The sequence below is a fragment of the Micrococcus sp. genome, from assembly GCF_034179925.1.
In the GTDB taxonomy this organism is placed as follows: domain Bacteria; phylum Actinomycetota; class Actinomycetes; order Actinomycetales; family Micrococcaceae; genus Micrococcus.
The window spans coordinates 47,883-65,474 of record NZ_JAXFPG010000004.1; the positions used below are offsets into that span (position 1 = coordinate 47,883).

General features: G+C 71.7%; 16 protein-coding genes. 13 read left to right on the top strand and 3 right to left on the bottom strand.

The window, feature by feature from the left end:
- Positions 1-5: 5 nt before the first annotated feature.
- The 4 genes from SPI96_RS00965 to SPI96_RS00980 all read left to right on the top strand — a co-directional run bounded on the left by SPI96_RS00965 (position 6) and on the right by SPI96_RS00980 (position 4,149).
- A complete protein-coding gene (locus tag SPI96_RS00965) occupies positions 6-1,016 on the top strand; it encodes a glycosyltransferase family 2 protein (RefSeq protein WP_321080494.1) in 1,011 nt (336 codons plus the stop codon).
- Positions 1,003-1,503, top strand: coding sequence for a GtrA family protein (locus SPI96_RS00970; RefSeq protein WP_321080495.1), 501 nt, complete (start codon positions 1,003-1,005; stop codon positions 1,501-1,503). The genes SPI96_RS00965 and SPI96_RS00970 overlap by 14 nt, the downstream gene beginning before the upstream one ends.
- Positions 1,500-3,119, top strand: coding sequence for a DUF6056 family protein (locus SPI96_RS00975; protein WP_321080496.1), 1,620 nt, complete (start codon positions 1,500-1,502; stop codon positions 3,117-3,119). Before SPI96_RS00970 ends, SPI96_RS00975 begins: the two co-directional genes overlap by 4 nt.
- A 115-nt stretch (positions 3,120-3,234) precedes the next feature.
- Positions 3,235-4,149, top strand: a complete 915-nt coding sequence (locus SPI96_RS00980) for a methyltransferase domain-containing protein (protein WP_321080497.1) — start codon at positions 3,235-3,237, stop codon at positions 4,147-4,149.
- An 8-nt stretch (positions 4,150-4,157) separates the two neighbouring features.
- Here the strand turns inward: SPI96_RS00980 and SPI96_RS00985 are convergent, their stop codons facing one another.
- The 3 genes from SPI96_RS00985 to SPI96_RS00995 all read right to left on the bottom strand — a co-directional run bounded on the left by SPI96_RS00985 (position 4,158) and on the right by SPI96_RS00995 (position 5,594).
- On the bottom strand, positions 4,158-4,538 hold the full coding sequence (locus SPI96_RS00985; protein ID WP_321080498.1) for a VapC toxin family PIN domain ribonuclease: 381 nt from the start codon (positions 4,536-4,538) through the stop codon (positions 4,158-4,160).
- 5 nt (positions 4,539-4,543) lie between these two features.
- On the bottom strand, positions 4,544-4,771 hold the full coding sequence (locus SPI96_RS00990) for a FitA-like ribbon-helix-helix domain-containing protein (RefSeq protein ID WP_321080499.1): 228 nt from the start codon (positions 4,769-4,771) through the stop codon (positions 4,544-4,546).
- Positions 4,772-4,919: 148 nt separating this feature from the next.
- Complete coding sequence (locus SPI96_RS00995) at positions 4,920-5,594, bottom strand: MBL fold metallo-hydrolase (protein WP_321080500.1); 675 nt, start codon at positions 5,592-5,594, stop codon at positions 4,920-4,922.
- Between the two features lie 211 nt (positions 5,595-5,805).
- On the opposite strand from SPI96_RS00995, the gene uvrA reads away from it, so the two are divergent.
- The 9 genes from uvrA to SPI96_RS01040 all read left to right on the top strand — a co-directional run bounded on the left by uvrA (position 5,806) and on the right by SPI96_RS01040 (position 17,592).
- Positions 5,806-8,688: an excinuclease ABC subunit UvrA gene (gene uvrA / locus SPI96_RS01000; RefSeq protein ID WP_321080529.1), complete on the top strand. Its 2,883-nt coding sequence runs from the start codon at positions 5,806-5,808 to the stop codon at positions 8,686-8,688.
- 63 nt (positions 8,689-8,751) lie between these two features.
- Entirely contained in the window at positions 8,752-9,423 is a 672-nt protein-coding gene (locus tag SPI96_RS01005) for a lysophospholipid acyltransferase family protein (protein WP_321080501.1), read from the top strand.
- The gene (uvrC, locus tag SPI96_RS01010; protein WP_321080502.1) at positions 9,416-11,347 is read left to right on the top strand and encodes an excinuclease ABC subunit UvrC; all 1,932 of its coding nucleotides are present in this window, start codon (positions 9,416-9,418) and stop codon (positions 11,345-11,347) included. Before SPI96_RS01005 ends, uvrC begins: the two co-directional genes overlap by 8 nt.
- Positions 11,344-12,240, top strand: a complete 897-nt coding sequence (gene rapZ, locus SPI96_RS01015) for an RNase adapter RapZ (protein ID WP_321080503.1) — start codon at positions 11,344-11,346, stop codon at positions 12,238-12,240. The genes uvrC and rapZ overlap by 4 nt, the downstream gene beginning before the upstream one ends.
- Entirely contained in the window at positions 12,237-13,280 is a 1,044-nt protein-coding gene (locus SPI96_RS01020; protein ID WP_321080504.1) for a uridine diphosphate-N-acetylglucosamine-binding protein YvcK, read from the top strand. The genes rapZ and SPI96_RS01020 overlap by 4 nt, the downstream gene beginning before the upstream one ends.
- A 32-nt stretch (positions 13,281-13,312) precedes the next feature.
- A complete protein-coding gene (whiA, locus tag SPI96_RS01025; RefSeq protein WP_321080505.1) occupies positions 13,313-14,284 on the top strand; it encodes a DNA-binding protein WhiA in 972 nt (323 codons plus the stop codon).
- 135 nt (positions 14,285-14,419) lie between these two features.
- Positions 14,420-15,046 (top strand): superoxide dismutase, encoded by a 627-nt coding sequence (locus SPI96_RS01030; protein WP_321080506.1) that lies wholly within the window; start codon positions 14,420-14,422, stop codon positions 15,044-15,046.
- A gap of 123 nt (positions 15,047-15,169) precedes the next feature.
- Entirely contained in the window at positions 15,170-16,177 is a 1,008-nt protein-coding gene (gene gap / locus SPI96_RS01035; RefSeq protein ID WP_321080507.1) for a type I glyceraldehyde-3-phosphate dehydrogenase, read from the top strand.
- Positions 16,178-16,344: 167 nt separating this feature from the next.
- Positions 16,345-17,592 carry a phosphoglycerate kinase gene (locus SPI96_RS01040; protein ID WP_321080508.1) on the top strand — a complete coding sequence of 416 codons (1,248 nt, stop codon included), beginning with the start codon at positions 16,345-16,347 and terminating at the stop codon, positions 17,590-17,592.

A 17,592-nucleotide genomic window follows, 5' to 3' on the forward strand; every position in this document is an offset into this window, starting at 1 on the left:
GAGCCATGCCCCGCTTCGTCTCGATCGTCAGTCCCTGTTATCGCGAGCAGGCGAACATCGCCTCCCTCGTGCAGGCCGTCGACGACGCCTGCGCCGCCCAGGACTGGGACTATGAGCTGATCCTCGTCAACGACGGCTCCCCGGATGCCACCTGGTCCGAGATCCAGGCTGCCGCCGCGCGCGACGGGCGCGTTGTGGGGATCGACCTGTCCCGGAACTTCGGCAAGGAGTCCGCGATGTACGCGGGCCTGCAGGCCGCCCGCGGGGACGCCGTCGTGATCATGGACGCCGATCTGCAGCACCCTCCGGCCCTGCTGCCCGAGATGATCGCGCGCATGGACGCCGACGGCGCCGATCAGGTGATCGCCCGCCGCACCCGGGACGGCGAGGGCTGGCTGCGCAAGCGGATGTCCCAGCTGTACTACCGGCTTGTGCAACGGCTCGTGGAGGTGGAGCTCGGCGACGGCGTCGGTGACTTCCGTGCGCTCTCGCGCCGCGCCGTGGACGCGATCCTGCAGATGAGCGAGTCCAACCGGTTCTCCAAGGGCCTGTTTGCCTGGATCGGCTTCCGGCAGGTCACCATCGACTACACGAACGTCGGCCGCGACGCCGGCGAGTCCTCCTGGAGCTTCTGGTCCCTGCTGGACTACGGCCTGGACGGGGTCATCGCGTTCTCCCGCAAACCCCTGCAGGTCGCCTTCCATGTGGGGGTGCTGTCCGTCCTGGCTGGGCTGCTCTATCTGGCGTGGATGTTCGTCCAGTGGCTCACCGGGGGAGGGGCCACCGCTGGCTACTACACGACCATCGCCGCGGTGATCGTGCTCGGCGGCGTGCAGATGATGCTCCTGGGCATCACGGGGGAGTACATCGGCCGGATCCACCAGGAGGTCAAGCACCGCCCGATCTACCTGGTGGCCGACGTCGTCGGGCGCACCGAGGCCCGGCCCGGGGTCGAGGGCGTGCCGTACCAGGGTCCGCGTCCGGAGACCTCCGAGGGCTTCCGTGGCCTCGACTGAGCGCCGTGCCGCCCTGCCCCGGCTCTATGCCACCCACCGGGAGGGGCTGCACCGGCTCGTGCGGTTCGGCATCACCGGGGTGGCGAACACCCTGGTCAACTACCTGACCTACCGCCTGTTCCTGCTGGTGGTGAACTACCAGGTGGCCAACCTGGTGGCCTGGGCGGTGGCCGTGACGTTCTCGTTCTTCATGAACGCGCGCTTCACCTTCCGCACCCGCCCCACCTGGTCCAAGTTCGTGCGGTACCCGGCGACCTCCCTGGTGAACCTGCTGTTCACCTCCGTGGGCTCACTGATCGCCGTGAACCTGTTCCACGCGGACCAGCGCTACATCACGCTGATCATGGGCATCCTCGCCATCCCGGCGACCTACGCCCTCACCAAGTTCATCCTGAAGGACCCTCCGGGTGACCTCCCCGATGCCGCGGGAGCGACCGAGACCCCGGACCCCGCCCCCCACCCAGAGAGGCCCGCCCCGAGACCATGAGCCGCCCCACCGTCCCCACCCCGACGCCGTCCGCCGGCTCCCGTGCCGCACGCCCGGGACTGCCGGTGGGAGCCTCGGCCCACCGCCTGCTCGGCGGAGCCTGTGCGGCGGTGCTCGCACTGACCCTGCTCGGCTGGGCACTGCTGTACCGGAACGTGCTGTTCACCGGCGACGACTTCAACCACGTCAGCCGCGGCGGCCACCCTGGCGGGCGGATGAGCGCCGGCGAGATCTGGCAGAGCTACGTGACCGACTACACCCAGGTGAACGGTCGCGCCGCTGACGCCTTCGCACGGCTGATCCTGCAGAACGACGTCCACACCTGGCAGGTCCTCGGCCCGGTGGTCATCACCGCGATCACCGCGTGCATCGGCCTCTGGGCCACTCTTGGCGCACCCCGCGGGCTGCGCCGCGTGCAGATGGTGCCCGCCCTGCTGCTGGCCGCGGCGGTCCCGTTCGCCCTGCTGGCCGTGCGTCCTGTGGTCGGTGGACAGGTGTTCTTCTGGGTTACGGCGGCCATCGGCTACCTCACGGCGATCCTGCTCACGCTGATCTCCGGGCTGTACTTCGCCACGGCGCTGCGCCGGCCCGTGGCCCGCGGATGGGCCGTGGCCGCCGGGGCGGCCGTGGTGCTGACCCATCTGTTCCACGAGACCGCCTCCTTCGCGCTGATGGCGATCGTGGCGGCGTTCTGGCTCCTGGGCGGGCGTGCCGTGCGCACCCGTCAGAACCTGCTGATCTCGGGGGTGTCCGTGGCGGCCTTCCTGGCCAACGCCCTTGCCCCGGGGGCGCTCTCGCGGTTCAGCCGGTACGACTCCGAGCCCGCCGAGGGCGGCCTGGCCCAGCATCTGGCGAACGTCGAGCGGGGCGCCATCGTCCTGCTGAACCTCGTCTGGCCCGCCTTGGTCCTCATCGCCCTCGTGGTGGCAGTGCGCCTGCTCACCCGACGCACCGTCGCCGGGCTGAGCCTGCTGACCGGGACCGTGCTGCTGCTGGTGTGGGCCCTCGTTCGACACCTGGGTGCGGCCACCCCCGCCCAGCTCTACGCCCCCGAGGGGATCGACCGCGCCCAGCCGTACCTGTTCGCCGTGGTGCTGGGCCTGCTGGTCTGGTACGCGGTGGGCGTGGGTGCCGAGCTCGGCCGCACCCCGGCCCTGCTGCTGGCGGCCACCGCGGGCGCGGCGGCGATCCCCGTGGCGCTGGGCGCCTGGGACCGCGGACACGTGCCGGCGGCGTTCTTCGCCTACGCGTTCGCTCTCGCCCTGGCCCTGCCTGTGCTCACCGAGGCCTGGGCGGCCGGCCGTCGAGGTCCGGTGCTGGGGCTGGCTGCTCTGGCCTGCCTGGCCGCGGCGGGGACCGTCGTCGTCACGGGGGTGCAGACCGACCGCGGTCTGGCCGCGAACGCGCGCGTGTGGGAGGTGAGCGCCCGGCAGATCGAGCAGGCCAGGCAGGGCGAACGGGACGTCGTGTTCCTGCCCGATGCCCGGCGCATGCCCGCCCCGGCGTTGGTGTACCACAACGGGTGGAACGAGGCCCGGTTCGGCTACATCCGCTCCTACTACGAGATCCCCGCCGACGTGGAGATCCGCCACCGCTCGGCCCCCACCTCCCGGTGAACGCGGCGGCACCGCGCCGGAGCTCACCGTGCACCGTCGCGTGGGGTCCCTGCTTCGTTGCGGGGGAAGTCGTGTCCGCGCACGGTCCGCGTCCCATCCGGGATAGGTTGCGGGCATGAGTCAGACCGACGTGCAGCCGAGCCCCACCGCCACCGAGGAGCCCACCGGGCGGGAGTCGGGCGGGTTCACGTGGGACCCGGCCCGGTACGAGGGCTTTGCGGAGCACCGCGCCCGCCCATTCCACGATCTCGTGGGGCGCATCCGGGCGGAAGCGCCGCGCGTCGTCGTGGATCTGGGCTGCGGGCCCGGCTCGCTGACGCGGACCCTCGCCGAGCGCTGGCCGGAGGCGGAGGTCATCGGCCTGGACGACTCCCCGGCCATGCTGGAGACCGCCCGGGCCTCCCTGGAGGAGCCCGGCGCCCCCGCTAACCTGCGCTTCGACCGGGTGAACGCCTCGGTGTGGCGGCCGGGGGCGGAGATCGACGTCGTCGTGTCCAATGCGATGCTGCAGTGGATTCCCACGCACCGTCGCCTGATCCGCCGCTGGCTGGGTGACCTCGCGCCGGGGGCGTGGTTCGCCGCGCAGATCCCGCGCCCGTACCAGCAGCCCTCGCACGCCGCGATCCTGGCTTTGGCCGAGGATCCGGTGTTCTCGGAGGCGCTGCACGGTGTGGAGTCCACGCGCACGGTGGCCCCGCCGGAGGAGTACACCCGCCTGTTCCTGGAGGCCGGCTGGGCGCCGGTGGTGTGGGAGACCGAGTATCAGCAGGTGCTCACGGGTGAGGACCCGGTGTACCGGTGGACCTCGGGGGCGGCGCTGCGCCCGTCCCTGCAGGCGCTGGCCCGCTGGGACGCTGAGGAGGCCGCGGCTGAGGGTGCCGGGCTGCTGGAGCACTTCGTTGCCCGCTACAAGGCCCTCATGCGCGAGGCCTACCCGCCGGTTCCGGGGGTCGCCGCGCACGACGGCGGCCCGCTCACCATCTTCCCGTCCCGTCGCCTCTTCATGGTGGGGCGCAAGCCCGGGGCCTGACGGTCGACTCAGGCCTCGGCGGCCAGGCAGACCGCGGCACGGTGTCCGCCGGTGGCGAGGGAACGGTCGCAGGTGAACAGCGGGGCGGCGAGCCCTTCGGCCAGGGCTGCTGCGGCCGCGGCGGAGACCGTGAACCGGTCCCGCAGGGCCCAGATCCGCTCCAGCAGGGGGCTGAGGTCGTGGCGTACGAGGTCCAGTCCCTGCAGGTCCTCGAGGGCCTGCGCGGCCCGTTCCGAGCTGAGCGCCCCGGAGGCTTCGAGCCCGCGCAGGGCCTCGACCACCTCGAGGTCCACGGGGGAGGCTGCGTGCACGTCCCCGGCGAGCCCGGACAGCAGGGCGGCGGAGGGCTCGGCGCCGACGAGGGCGGTCAGCAGTGCGGAGGCGTCCACGACGATCATCGGCCGCGCTGCCCGAGCTCGGCGAGGATGGCTGCGGTGTCGGGGCCCTCGCCCCGGTCCCGCTCGCGCAGGCGGGCGACGATCTCGGCGTTGGTGGGGCGGGTGGCCAGCCGGGTCAGCTCGCCGGCCACGTAGACGGAAAGGGAGCGGCCGGCTGCGGCGGCGCGGTCCTTGAGGGTGTCCACCACAGAGGTGGGCACGTCACGGATGTAGAGCGTGGGCATGCGAGGACGCTATCACCACTGCAATCACTTTGCTAGCACGTCGTCTGGGCGCGCGACGACCGTCGCGACGTATGCATCAGAGAACATGCCACCTCTCAGCCTCGACATGAGGGGGCGGGGACGATGCGGCCCTATGGCCGCCGCCGTGTCACCAGCCTCGCGCGGCCCAGTCGTCGAGGTGGGGGCGCTCGGCCCCGAGGGTGGTGGAGTCGCCGTGGCCGGGGTGCACGAGGGTGTCGTCCTCGTAGACGTCGAACAGGCGCTCGGTGACGTCGGCCAGCAGGGAGCGGAAGTCGTCGTCGCTGTCGGTCTTGCCGACGCCCCCGGGGAAGAGGGAGTCCCCGGTGAACAGGACCGTGGGCTCGTCCGCCTCGGGGCGGTACGCCAGGGCCACGGAGCCGGGGGTGTGCCCGCGCAGGGCGATCACCTCGAGCTCGATCCCGTCCGCGCCGACGGTGTCCCCGTGCCGCAGCCGCAGGTCCGGGGCGACACCGGTGTCCTCGGCGATCGCGGCGGCGTCCTGCGCGCCGGCGGCGGTGGATGCCCCGGTGCCCTCGGCCAGCGCCGGCAGAGCCCGGATATGGTCCCAGTGCCGGTGCGTGGTGACGATCAGCTCCAGACGGGTGCGGCAAGGCGTGTCCGCCGCCGCGGAGTCCAGCAGGGCGTGCAGGGTGTCCGGCTCGTCCGCCGCGTCCACGAGCACCTGGGTGCCGGTGGTCTTCGACGTGATCAGGTAGACGTTGTTGTCCATCTCCGAGACGGAGACGGCACGCACTGTCACGGCGGGCAGATCATGCAGCAGGCGGGGAGCGGCGTCGGACATGGGGGACAGTCTACGGAGACGCCGCCGGCCGGCCCGGGACCGTGTCCGCCCCTCCGCCTAGACTGGCGCGGTGCCGAAGAACACCTCCGCGAACCAGGCCACCGCCCGTCCCGACGCCGCCACCACCGGTCACGACGCCGGCCCCGCCCACGCCGGCGGGCTCGCCTCCGGGCCCGGCAGCCGGGGCCGGGGCTCCGCCGAGCACGACCGCATCGTGGTCCAGGGGGCCCGCGAGCACAACCTCAAGGACGTGGACGTCTCCATCCCGCGGAACGCGATGGTCGTGTTCACCGGCCTGTCCGGCTCGGGCAAGTCCTCCCTGGCCTTCGACACGATCTTCGCCGAGGGCCAGCGCCGCTACGTGGAGTCGCTGTCCTCCTACGCTCGCATGTTCCTGGGTCGGGTGGACAAGCCGGACGTGGACTTCATCGAGGGGCTGTCCCCGGCGGTTTCCATCGACCAGAAGTCCACCAACCGCAACCCGCGTTCCACGGTGGGCACGATCACCGAGATCTACGACTACATGCGCCTGCTCTGGGCCCGCGTGGGCGTGGCCCACTGCCCCGAGTGCGGGGAGGTGGTCAGCCGGCAGACCCCTCAGCAGATCGTGGACCAGCTCGAGCAGCTGCCCGAGCGCACCCGCTTCCAGGTGCTCGCGCCCGTGGTGCGCGGCCGCAAGGGCGAGTTCGTGGACCTGTTCGCCCAGCTGTCCCAGCAGGGCTACTCGCGTGCCCTCGTGGACGGCGAGCTCGTGCAGCTGGCCGACCCGCCCACGCTGAAGAAGCAGGTCAAGCACACCATCGCCGTCGTCGTGGACCGCCTGGCCATGAAGGAGGGCATCCGCCAGCGTCTGACCGACTCGGTGGAGACGGCATTGAAGCTCGCCGACGGCCTGGTGGCCGTCGAGTTCGTGGACGTCGAGGTGGTCGATCAGAAGGGCAAGAAGAACACGGGGGAGTGGGGCGGCCGGGACTCCGAGGGCAACCCCCGGTTCCGGACGTTCTCGGAGAAGCTCTCCTGCCCCAACGGCCACGAGCAGACCGTGGACGAGATCGAGCCGCGCTCGTTCTCCTTCAACAACCCCTTCGGCGCGTGCCCGGAGTGCACCGGCATCGGCTCGCGCCTGCAGGTGGACCCGGACCTCGTGGTCCCCAACGACGAGCTCAGCCTCCAGGACGGAGCCATCGTGCCGTGGTCCCTGGGCAAGTCCACCTCGGACTACTGGCTGCGTGTGCTCGGCGGGCTGGCCAAGGAGATGGGCTTCCGCCTCACCACACCCTGGCGGGATCTCACCGCGGCCCAGCGCGACGCCATCCTCAACGGCAAGGACTTCAAGGTGGAGGTCTCCTTCCGCAACCGGTTCGGCCGTGAGCGTCGCTACACCACGGGCTTCGAGGGCGTGCTGCCGTACGTGATGCGCAAGCACGGGGAGACCGAGTCGGACAACGCCCGTGAACGCTACGAGTCCTTTATGCGCGAGATCCCGTGCCCGGTGTGCGCAGGGGCACGACTGAACCCGACCGTGCTGAACGTGCGTGTGGGCGGGCTGTCCATCGCGGAGGCCGCCGCGCTGCCCATGCGCGAGTGCCTGGCGTTCATGGAGGCGCTGGAACTGACCGAGCGGGAGCGGGCCATCGCGGACCAGGTGCTCAAGGAGATCCGTGCGCGCCTGCGGTTCCTGCTCGACGTCGGCTTGGAGTACCTGAACCTGGAGCGGCCGGCGGGCACGCTCTCGGGCGGGGAGGCCCAGCGCATCCGCCTGGCCACGCAGATCGGCTCCGGGCTCGTGGGTGTGCTGTACGTGCTGGACGAGCCCTCGATCGGCCTGCACCAGCGGGACAACCGTCGCCTGATCGAGACCCTCGTGCGGCTGCGCGACCTCGGGAACACGCTGATCGTCGTCGAGCACGACGAGGACACGATCGCCGAGGCCGACTGGATCGTGGACATCGGCCCGATGGCCGGCGAACGCGGCGGCGAGGTGGTGCACTCCGGCTCCCTCGAGGACCTGAAGGCGAACACGCGGTCGATCACCGGCGACTACCTGGCCGGGCGGCGGAGCATCCCGGTGCCGGAGCAGCGGCGGGCGCTGGACCCCAAGCGGAAGCTGACCGTGCGCGGGGCCCGGGAGAACAACCTCAAGGACGTCACCGTGGACATCCCCCTGGGTGTGCTCACGGCGGTGACGGGGGTGTCCGGCTCGGGCAAGTCCACGCTGATCAACGAGATCCTCTACAAGGTGCTCGCGGACCGGCTCAACGGCGCCAAGCTGGTGCCCGGCCGGCACCGGGGCGTGGACGGGCTCGAGCACCTGGACAAGGTAGTCCACGTGGACCAGAGCCCGATCGGGCGCACACCGCGGTCCAACCCGGCCACCTACACCGGCGTGTTCGACTCGATTCGCCAACTGTTCGCGCAGACCCCGGAGGCGAAGGTGCGCGGCTACCAGCCGGGGCGGTTCTCCTTCAACATCAAGGGCGGGCGCTGCGAGGCGTGCTCGGGTGACGGCACGCTGAAGATCGAGATGAACTTCCTGCCGGACGTCTACGTGCCCTGCGAGGTGTGCCACGGGGCCCGGTACAACCGGGAGACCCTGGAGGTCCGGTACAAGGGCAAGAACATCGCCGAGGTGCTGGAGATGCCGATCGAGGAGGCCGCGGAGTTCTTCAGCGCCTACACGCGGATCTCCCGGTACCTGACCACCCTGGTGGACGTGGGCCTGGGGTACGTGCGCCTGGGCCAGCCGGCCACCACGCTCTCCGGCGGCGAGGCCCAGCGCGTCAAGCTGGCCGCGGAGCTGCAGAAGCGCTCGAACGGGCGGACCATCTACGTGCTGGACGAGCCCACCACGGGCCTGCACTTCGAGGACATCCGCAAGCTGCTGCAGGTGCTGCAGTCCCTCGTGGACAAGGGCAACACGGTGCTGACCATCGAGCACAACCTCGATGTGGTCAAGAGCGCGGACCATGTGATCGACCTCGGCCCGGAGGGCGGCTCCGGCGGCGGCACGGTGCTGGCCACGGGCACGCCCGAGGAGGTCGCGCAGGTGCCCGAGAGCCACACCGGCCGCTTCCTGGCGGAGCTGCTCGCGTAGTCTGGAGGACCCACCCCCACCCGTGTCCGCGGGCCGTCCGGGGTGCACGAGACTGGAGGAGAGATGGCCACCTCGGAGCCGATCCGCCGCACCGCCGCGGCGCTGTTCCGCCTGACCTGCCGCCCGCAGGTGCGCGGCCTGGAGAACGTCCCCGCGCAGGGGCCGTTCATCCTGGCCTCCAACCACCTCTCCTTCTTCGACTCGCCGATTCTGCAGGCGCTGTGCCCCCGGCCCGTGCACTTCTTCGCGAAGGCGGAGTACTTCACCGGCACGGGGGTGCGCGGGCGCGCCCAGCGGCTGTTCTTCGAGTCCGTGGGCTCCATCCCGGTGTGCCGCGGCGAGCAGGCCGAGGCCGTGGCCGCCCTGGACGCCCTGGTGGAGCTGTTGGAGGCCGGCCAGGGTGTGGGGATCTACCCGGAGGGCACGCGCAGCCGCGACGGGCGCCTCTACCGGGGGCGCACGGGCGCGGCCTGGCTCTCGCTCACCACCGGCGCTCCCGTGGTGCCGGTGGGCGTGACGGGCACCGAGCGCCTGCAGCCGCCGGGCACCTCCGGTTTCCGCACCCACCGGTTCACGGTGACGGCGGGGGAGCCGCTGCACTTCGGGCACCCGGGCCGGCGTCACAGCCTGCCCCAGCGCCGGGAGGCCACGGAGGCGATCATGGCGGCCATCGCCGCGCTCTCCGGGCAGGAGCGGGTGGACACCTACAACGCCGCCCCCGCCCGGCGTGGCTGATCCGCGCACCTACCGCCCGGCACCGGGGGAGATCTCCACGTCCCCGGGCGTATACCGGTTCCGGGACGCCGACGGCCGCGTCGTGTACGTGGGCAAGGCCAAGAACCTGCGGGCCCGGCTGAGCACCTACTTCCAGGACCCGGCGCGGCTGAGCACCAAGACCCGCACCATGGTGTTCACGGCGGCCGCGGTCGAGTGGACGGTGGTCGCCTCTGAACTGGAGGCCCTGCAGCTCGAGTACACCTGGATCAAGGAGTACCGGCCCCGGTTCAACATCATGTACCGGGACGACAAGTCCTACCCGTACCTCGCCGTCACCATGAACGAGCAGTTCCCGCGGGTGCAGGTGATGCGCGGGGACCGCCGCCCCGGCGTGAAGTACTTCGGCCCGTTCCACCCCGCCAAGGCCATCCGCGAGACCGTGGACCTCATGCTGCGGGTCTTCCCCGTGCGCACCTGCTCGGCTGGGGTGTTCAAGCGCGCCCGCGCCCAGGATCGCCCCTGCCTGCTGGGGTACATCGGCAAGTGCTCGGCCCCGTGCGTCGGGCGGATCTCCCCGGCCGAGCACCGCGCACTGGCCCAGGACTTCTGCGACTTCATGGCCGGGGACGCCGGCCGGTTCATCGCCGGGCTGGAGAGGGCCATGGGCGAGGCCGTCGCCGAGCTGCGCTACGAGGACGCCGCCCGCCTCCGGGACGACATCGCCGCCCTGCGCCGCGTGTTCGAGCGCAACGCCGTGGTGCTGCCGGAGAACACCGAGGCGGACATCTTCGCGCTGCACTCGGACGAGCTGGAGACCGCCGTGCAGGTGTTCCACGTGCGCCAGGGCCGCATCCGGGGCCAGCGCGGCTGGGTTATGGAGCGTGTGGAGGACGTCGGCGAGGACGTCATGGTGGAGGAGCTGCTCAAGCAGGTCTACGGCGAGCACGCCGGGGACGACCGCATCCCCCACGAGGTGCTCGTGCCGGTCGAGCCGGCGGACGCCGAGGCCCTCCAGGAGTGGCTGTCCGGGCTGCGCGGGGCCCGCGTGAGCATCCGGGTGCCCCGCCGCGGCGCCAAGCAGGAGCTCATGGACACCGTGCGGGAGAACGCCCAGATGGCCCTGGCCCTGCACAAGAGCCGCCGCACCGGGGACCTCACCGCCCGCTCGGCCGCGCTGCGCGAACTCCAGGAGGCCCTCGAGCTGGACGAGCCGCTGCTGCGCATCGAGTGCTACGACATCTCCCACTCCCAGGGCACCAACGTGGTCGGCTCCATGGTGGTGGTGGAGGACGGCCTGCCCAAGAAGCGGGACTACCGCCGCTTCAACGTCACGGGGGAGGCCGCCCGGGACGACACCGCCTCCCTGCGGGACGTGCTGCGCCGCCGCTTCGCCCGGCTGGCCGCCGAGCGGCAGGACGGCGCGGTGCTCTCCGGGGCGGTGGACGCCGAGGAGGCCGGTGAGACCGAACGACGCTTCGCGTACCCGCCCTCGCTCGTCGTCGTCGACGGCGGCCCGCCCCAGGTGGCGGCGGCCGCGCAGGTGCTCGAGGAGCTCGGGCTGGACGACCTTCCGGTGATCGGCCTGGCCAAGCGCCTCGAGGAGGTCTGGCTGCCGGGAGACGAGTTCCCGCTGGTGCTGCCGCGCTCCTCGCAGGGCCTGTACCTGCTCCAGCGCATCCGCGACGAGTCCCACCGGTTCGCGATCGCCGGCCACCGCGCCCGCCGCAGCACCTCCATGACGCGCTCGGCGCTCGACGGCGTCCCCGGCCTGGGCCCGGCCCGCCGCCAGGCGCTGCTGACGCACTTCGGATCCGTCGAGCGCATCCGCACCGCCGGGGTGGACCGGCTCACGGAGGTCGCCGGCATCGGCCCGGCCCTGGCGCAGGCGGTGTACGACGCCCTCGCGGAGCCCGCCGCGGGCGAGGCTACAGTGTCCCCATGAATGTGGAGTCCCTGCAGCCCGAGAAACCGCCGACCACGGAAATCCTCGTGATCACTGGCATGTCCGGGGCGGGGCGCACCACCGCCGCCCATGCTCTCGAGGACCACGGCTGGTACGTGGTGGAGAACATGCCGCCGCAGCTGTTCGTGACCCTCGCAGACCTCGTGATCCGCAGCCCGGAGGCCTTCGAGCGCCTGGCCATCGTGGTGGACGTGCGCTCCCGCTCCTACTCGGGGGACCTGCACCATGCCCTGTCGCAGCTGGCCGCCACCGGGATCGACTATCGGATCGTGTTCCTCGAGGCGGACGACGACACCCTCGTGCGCCGCTTCGAGGCCGGGCGACGCCCGCACCCGCTGCAGGGCAGCGCACGCCTGCTGGACGGCATCCAGGCCGAGCGGGACCTCCTGGAGGGTCTGCGCGAGAACGCGGACGTCATCGTGGACACCAGTGACCTCAACGTGCACGGGCTGGCCACGGAGATCACCGAGCTGTTCACCGAGTCCGGCCCGGTGACCCTGCGCCTGAACGTGATGAGCTTCGGCTTCAAGTACGGGCTGCCCTCGGACGCCAACTTCGTGGCGGACATGCGGTTCATCCCCAACCCGCACTGGGTGCCGGCGCTGCGCCCGCTCACCGGCCTGGACGCCCCGGTCTCGGAGTACGTGCTGGGCCGGCCCGGGGTGGAGGAGTTCATCGGCTCCTACCTGCAGGCCCTCGGCCCGGTGCTGGAGGGGTACCGGAGGGAGAACAAGCACTACGCGACCCTCGCGATCGGCTGCACGGGCGGCAAGCACCGCTCGGTGGCGGTGGCCGAGGAGATCGCCCGCCGCCTCGGCCAGTGGCCCCGGGTCACGGTGCACCTGCAGCACCGGGATGTGGGGCGGGAATGACCGCCCCGCTCACCGGCCAGCTCCCGGTGCCTCCGGCGATCATCCGTCGCAGCCCCGGTGCCACCGGCAGCGCACGTCCGGACCTGCGGGTCACCGCCCTGGGCGGCGGACACGGCCTGTCGGCCTCACTCACGGCCCTGCGCTTGGTGGCCGGTCACCTCACTGCGGTGGTCACGGTGGCCGACGACGGCGGTTCCTCCGGCACCATCCGCCGGGAGATGGACGTGCTCCCGCCCGGGGACCTGCGCATGGCCCTGGCCGCCCTGTGCGATGACACCGACTGGGGCCGCACGTGGGCCCAGGTGATGCAGCACAGGTTCCGGGCCACCGCGGTGGCCTCGGACGAGTCCACGCTGGAGAACCACGCCCTGGGCAACCTGCTGATCGTGGCCCTGTGGGAGCTGCTGGGGGACCCGGTGGACGGGCTGCGCTGGGCTGGGGCGCTGCTGCGCGCCCACGGGGAGGTGCTGCCGGTTTCGCGTGTGCCGTTGACCATCGGCGGGGACGTGCTCACCACGGACGCCGACGGCGCCCTGCGCACCCGGCGCGTCCAGGGGCAGGTGGCGCTGGCCCGGGCCGCCCGGGAGGGCCGGGTGGCCGGGCTGGGTCTGATCCCGGAGGACGCCCCGGCCACCCCGGAGGCGCTATCGGCCATCGAGCTGGCCGACTGGGTGGTCATCGGGCCGGGCTCCCTGTACACCTCGGTGCTGCCGCACCTGCTCATGCCGGACGTCCGCGAGGCGCTCACGAGCACCCCGGCCGGCCGGATCTTCGTGTTGAACCTGCACACCGGCACCCAGGAGACCACGGGCATGACCCATGCGGACCACCTGCGGGCCCTGCGTGCGCATGCTCCGGGGCTGGGCCTGGACGTCGTCGTCGCGGATGCCGAGGCCGTGACGGACCGGGCCGCGGTGGTCCAGGAGGCCCGGCGGCTGGGCGCCCGGGTGGCGTTCAGTAGAGTGAGCAGCGCCCACGACCCCCAGGTCCACGATCCTCTGCGGCTCGCCGTGGCCCTCGCGGAGGCGATGGAGGGCTGAGCCGCCGCGCACCGATCCGAAGGAGGCGCCCCTTGGCGCTCACGATGACCCTCAAGGAGGAGCTGGCCCGTGTCCCGGTCAGCACCCTCGGCGAACGACGCGCGGAGACGGCCGCCATGCTGCGCTTCGCCGGCGGCCTGCACCTGGTCTCGGGGCGGGTCGTCATCGAGGCCGAGCTGGACCACGGTGCCTCCGCCCGGCGTCTGCGTGCGTCGATCACGGAGGTCTACGGCCACGTCACGGAGATCGTGGTGATCTCCGGGGGCAACCTGCGCCGCGGTCAGCGCTACGTGATCCGGGTGGTGCGCGGGGGAGAGGACCTCGCCCGCCAGACCGGCCTGCTGGATCAGCGCGGCCGCCCGGTGCGGGGTCTGGCCGCGGCCCTGGTGGGCGGCAGCACCGCCGAGACCGCCGCCCTGTGGCGCGGCGCCCTGCTCGCCCACGGCTCGCTCACCGAGCCGGGCCGCTCCTCCTGCCTGGAGGTCTCCACCCCGGGCCCGGAGGCCGCCCTGGCCCTGGTGGGGGCCGCGCGTCGTCTGGGTGTGGCGGCCAAAGCGCGGGAGGTGCGCCAGGGTGACCGCGTGGTGGTCCGGGACGGCGAGGCTATCGCGTCCCTGCTCAGCCAGGTCGGTGCCGAGCAGACCGCCACGCTGTGGCGGGAGCGCCGCGAGCGCAAGGAGGTGCGGGCCACGGCCAACCGGCTGGCGAACTTCGACGACGCGAACCTGCGGCGTTCGGCCCAGGCCGCCGTCGCGGCGGGGGCGCGGGTGGAGCGGGCCCTGGAGATCCTGGGCGATGAGGTCCCCGAGCACCTGGGGTATGCCGGGCGGCTGCGGCTGGAACACAAGCAGGCCTCGCTGGATGAGCTCGGCCGGCTCGCGGACCCGCCGATGACGAAGGATGCGGTGGCCGGGCGGATCCGTCGCCTGCTCGCGCTGGCGGATCGCCAGGCGGCCGCGAGGGGCATCCCGGGCACGACGTCGGCGGCGGGCTCCCAGGGGTAGGGTCGCCCGGGCATGGCGCCCCGGCGGGCCGTGCGGCCACAATGGTGCAGGTGTGGAATACCCCTGCCGGTGGCAGGGTTCGCCCCACCGAGGGCCCGGCGCACCGGCTGGGCCTCGGCTGACCTAGGAGGAACCATGACGGAATTCGTTCTGCCGGAGCTGGACTACGACTACGCCGCGCTCGAGCCGCACATCTCGGCCCGGATCATGGAGCTGCACCACTCCAAGCACCACGCCACCTACGTGAAGGGTGCCAACACGGCCCTCGAGAAGCTCGCCGCCGCCCGTGAGGCCGAGGACTTCTCCGCGATCAACCAGCTCTCCAAGGATCTGGCCTTCAACCTCGGCGGCCACACCAACCACTCGATCTTCTGGAAGAACCTCTCCCCGGACGGCGGGGACAAGCCCACCGGCGAGCTGGCCGCCGCGATCGATGAGCACTTCGGCTCCTTCGACAGGTTCCAGGCGCACTTCACCGCCGCCGCCCTGGGCATCCAGGGCTCCGGCTGGGCCGTGCTGGCCTACGAGCCGATCGGCGGCAACCTCGTGATCGAGCAGTTCTACGACCAGCAGAACGGTGTGCCCGTGGCCACCATCCCGCTGTTCCAGCTGGACATGTGGGAGCACGCCTTCTACCTGGACTACCAGAACGTGAAGGCCGACTACGTCAAGGCCGTGTGGAACATCGTGAACTGGGAGGACGTGCAGCGGCGCTTCGAGGCCGCCCGCTCCGGTGCCTCCGCCCTGGTTCTGCCTGCCTGAGCGAATGAACCCGCCCGGGGCCGCGGCAGCAGTGTCCGCCGCGGCCCCGGACTGAACCGGGTGCGCCCCAACGACGTGGCCGCCTGCCCATCCGACGACACACCGACGAGAGGGAGACCTGCCATGACCAAGATCGCCATCAACGGATTCGGACGCATCGGGCGCAACGCGCTGCGCGTCATCCTGGAGCGCACCCCGGAGCTGGAACTCGTGGCCGTCAACGACCTGGCGGACAATGAGGACCTGTTCTACCTGACGAAGTACGACACCATCCTGGGCACCTTCCCGGGCGAGCTGGAGATGTCCGAGGACGGCCTCGTGGTGAACGGCCGGACGGTGCGGATGCTCGCTGAGTCGGATCCGGCGAAGCTGCCGTGGGGTGAGCTGGGCGTGGAGATCGTGATCGACTGCACCGGCATCTTCACCTCCGGTGAGAAGGCCCGGGCCCACCTGGAGGCCGGAGCGAAGAAGGTCATCATCTCCGCCCCGGGCAAGGATGTGGACGGCACGTTCGTGATGGGTGTGAACGAGCACACCTACGACCCGGAGACCATGCACATCGTCTCCAATGCCTCCTGCACCACGAACTGCCTGGCACCCATGGTGAAGGTGCTGAACGACGAGTTCGGCATCGTGGACGGCATCATGACCACCATCCACGCGTACACCGGTGACCAGAACCTGCACGACAACGTCCACAAGAAGGACCGTCGCCGTGCCCGTGCGGCCGCGCAGAACATGGTCCCGACCTCCACCGGCGCCGCCAAGGCCATCGGTGCGGTGATCCCGGAGCTGGAGGGCAAGCTGGACGGCTTCGCCATGCGCGTGCCGACCATCACCGGCTCCGCCACCGACCTCACCGTGGAGCTCACCCGCCACGTCAGCGTGGACGAGGTGAACGAGGCCTTCCGCAAGGCCGCCGAGTCCGGCCCGATGAAGGGCCGCCTGGTGTACTCCGAGGACCCGATCGTCTCCTCGGACATCGTCACCACCGAGGCCGCGTGCACCTTCGACGCCCCGCTGACCAAGTCCATCGGCCAGACCGTGAAGATCATCGGCTGGTACGACAACGAGTACGGCTACACCTGCCAGCTGTTGGACCTCACCGCGCTCATCGCCTCCAAGCTCTGAGCTGCCCCGTGACCGCCCCGGCCCGCACCGACACTGCGTCGGCGCGGGCCGTCACGCTGTCCGCAGGTGCCTAGAATCGACATGACGGCACCGGCGCCGCCCCTGTGCGTGCGTGCGTGCCCGGACAGACCCCACCCCGGTTCCCGTCGCGCCAAGGAGGACGCCCGATGACCGCCAAGACCCTGAACGACCTGCTCTCCGCCGGAGTGCGCGGACGCACCGTGCTGATCCGTTCGGACCTGAACGTGCCGCTGGACGGGGGCGTCGTCACGGACGACGGGCGCATCCGCGCCTCGCTGCCGGCCATCAAGGACCTCGCCGACGCCGGCGCGAAGGTCGTCGTCATGGCCCACCTCGGGCGTCCTAAGGGCCAGCCGGACCCGGCGTTCTCCCTGGCCCCGGTGGCGGCCTGCATGGCGGAGCTGCTCGGCACCGAGGTGGACCTCGCCGAGGACGTGACCGGGCCGTCCGCGCAGCAGAAGGCGGCCGCCCTGGAGGAGGGGCAGGTCCTGCTCGTGGAGAACGTGCGCTTCGACGCCCGTGAGACCTCCAAGGACGACGCCGAGCGCGCCGAGCTCGCCGCCGAGATGGCCGCCCTGGCCGGTGAGGACGGCGCCTATGTGGGTGACGCCTTCGGCGCCGTGCACCGCAGGCACGCCTCCGTATACGACATCGCCGCGCAGCTGCCCGCCCACCAGGGCCCGCTGGTGGCTGGCGAACTCGAGGTGCTCACCCGCCTGACCGAGTCCCCTGAGCGCCCCTACGTGGTGGTGCTGGGCGGCTCGAAGGTCTCGGACAAGCTCGCCGTGATCGACAATCTGCTCGAGAAGGCCGATACCCTGCTGATCGGCGGCGGCATGGTCTACACCTTCCTGAAGGCCCAGGGCCACGAGGTCGGCGCCTCCCTGCTCGAGGAGGATCAGCTCGGCACCGTGCGCGGCTACCTCGACCGCTCCGGGAAGGACGCCGCCGAGATCGTGCTGCCCACGGACATCGTCATGGCCTCCGGCTTCGCCAAGGACGCCGAGCACGAGGTCCTGGCCGTGGACGCGCTCATCACCGGTGCCCACGGGGCGGACGCGATGGGCCTGGACATCGGTCCGGAGTCTGCCGCCGCGTTCGCCGAGCGCATCGCCGGTGCGAAGACCGTGTTCTGGAACGGCCCGATGGGCGTGTTCGAGTTCCCCGCGTTCGCCGAGGGCACCGCCACTGTGGCCCGCGCCCTCACCGAGGCGACGGCGGCCGGCGGGCTCTCCGTGGTGGGTGGCGGCGACTCCGCGGCCGCCGTGCGCTCCCTGGGCTTCGAGGACGACGCCTTCGGGCACATCTCCACCGGTGGCGGTGCCTCCCTCGAGTACCTCGAGGGCAAGACCCTGCCGGGCGTGAGCGCCCTGTCCGACGGCGTGGAGGCCTGA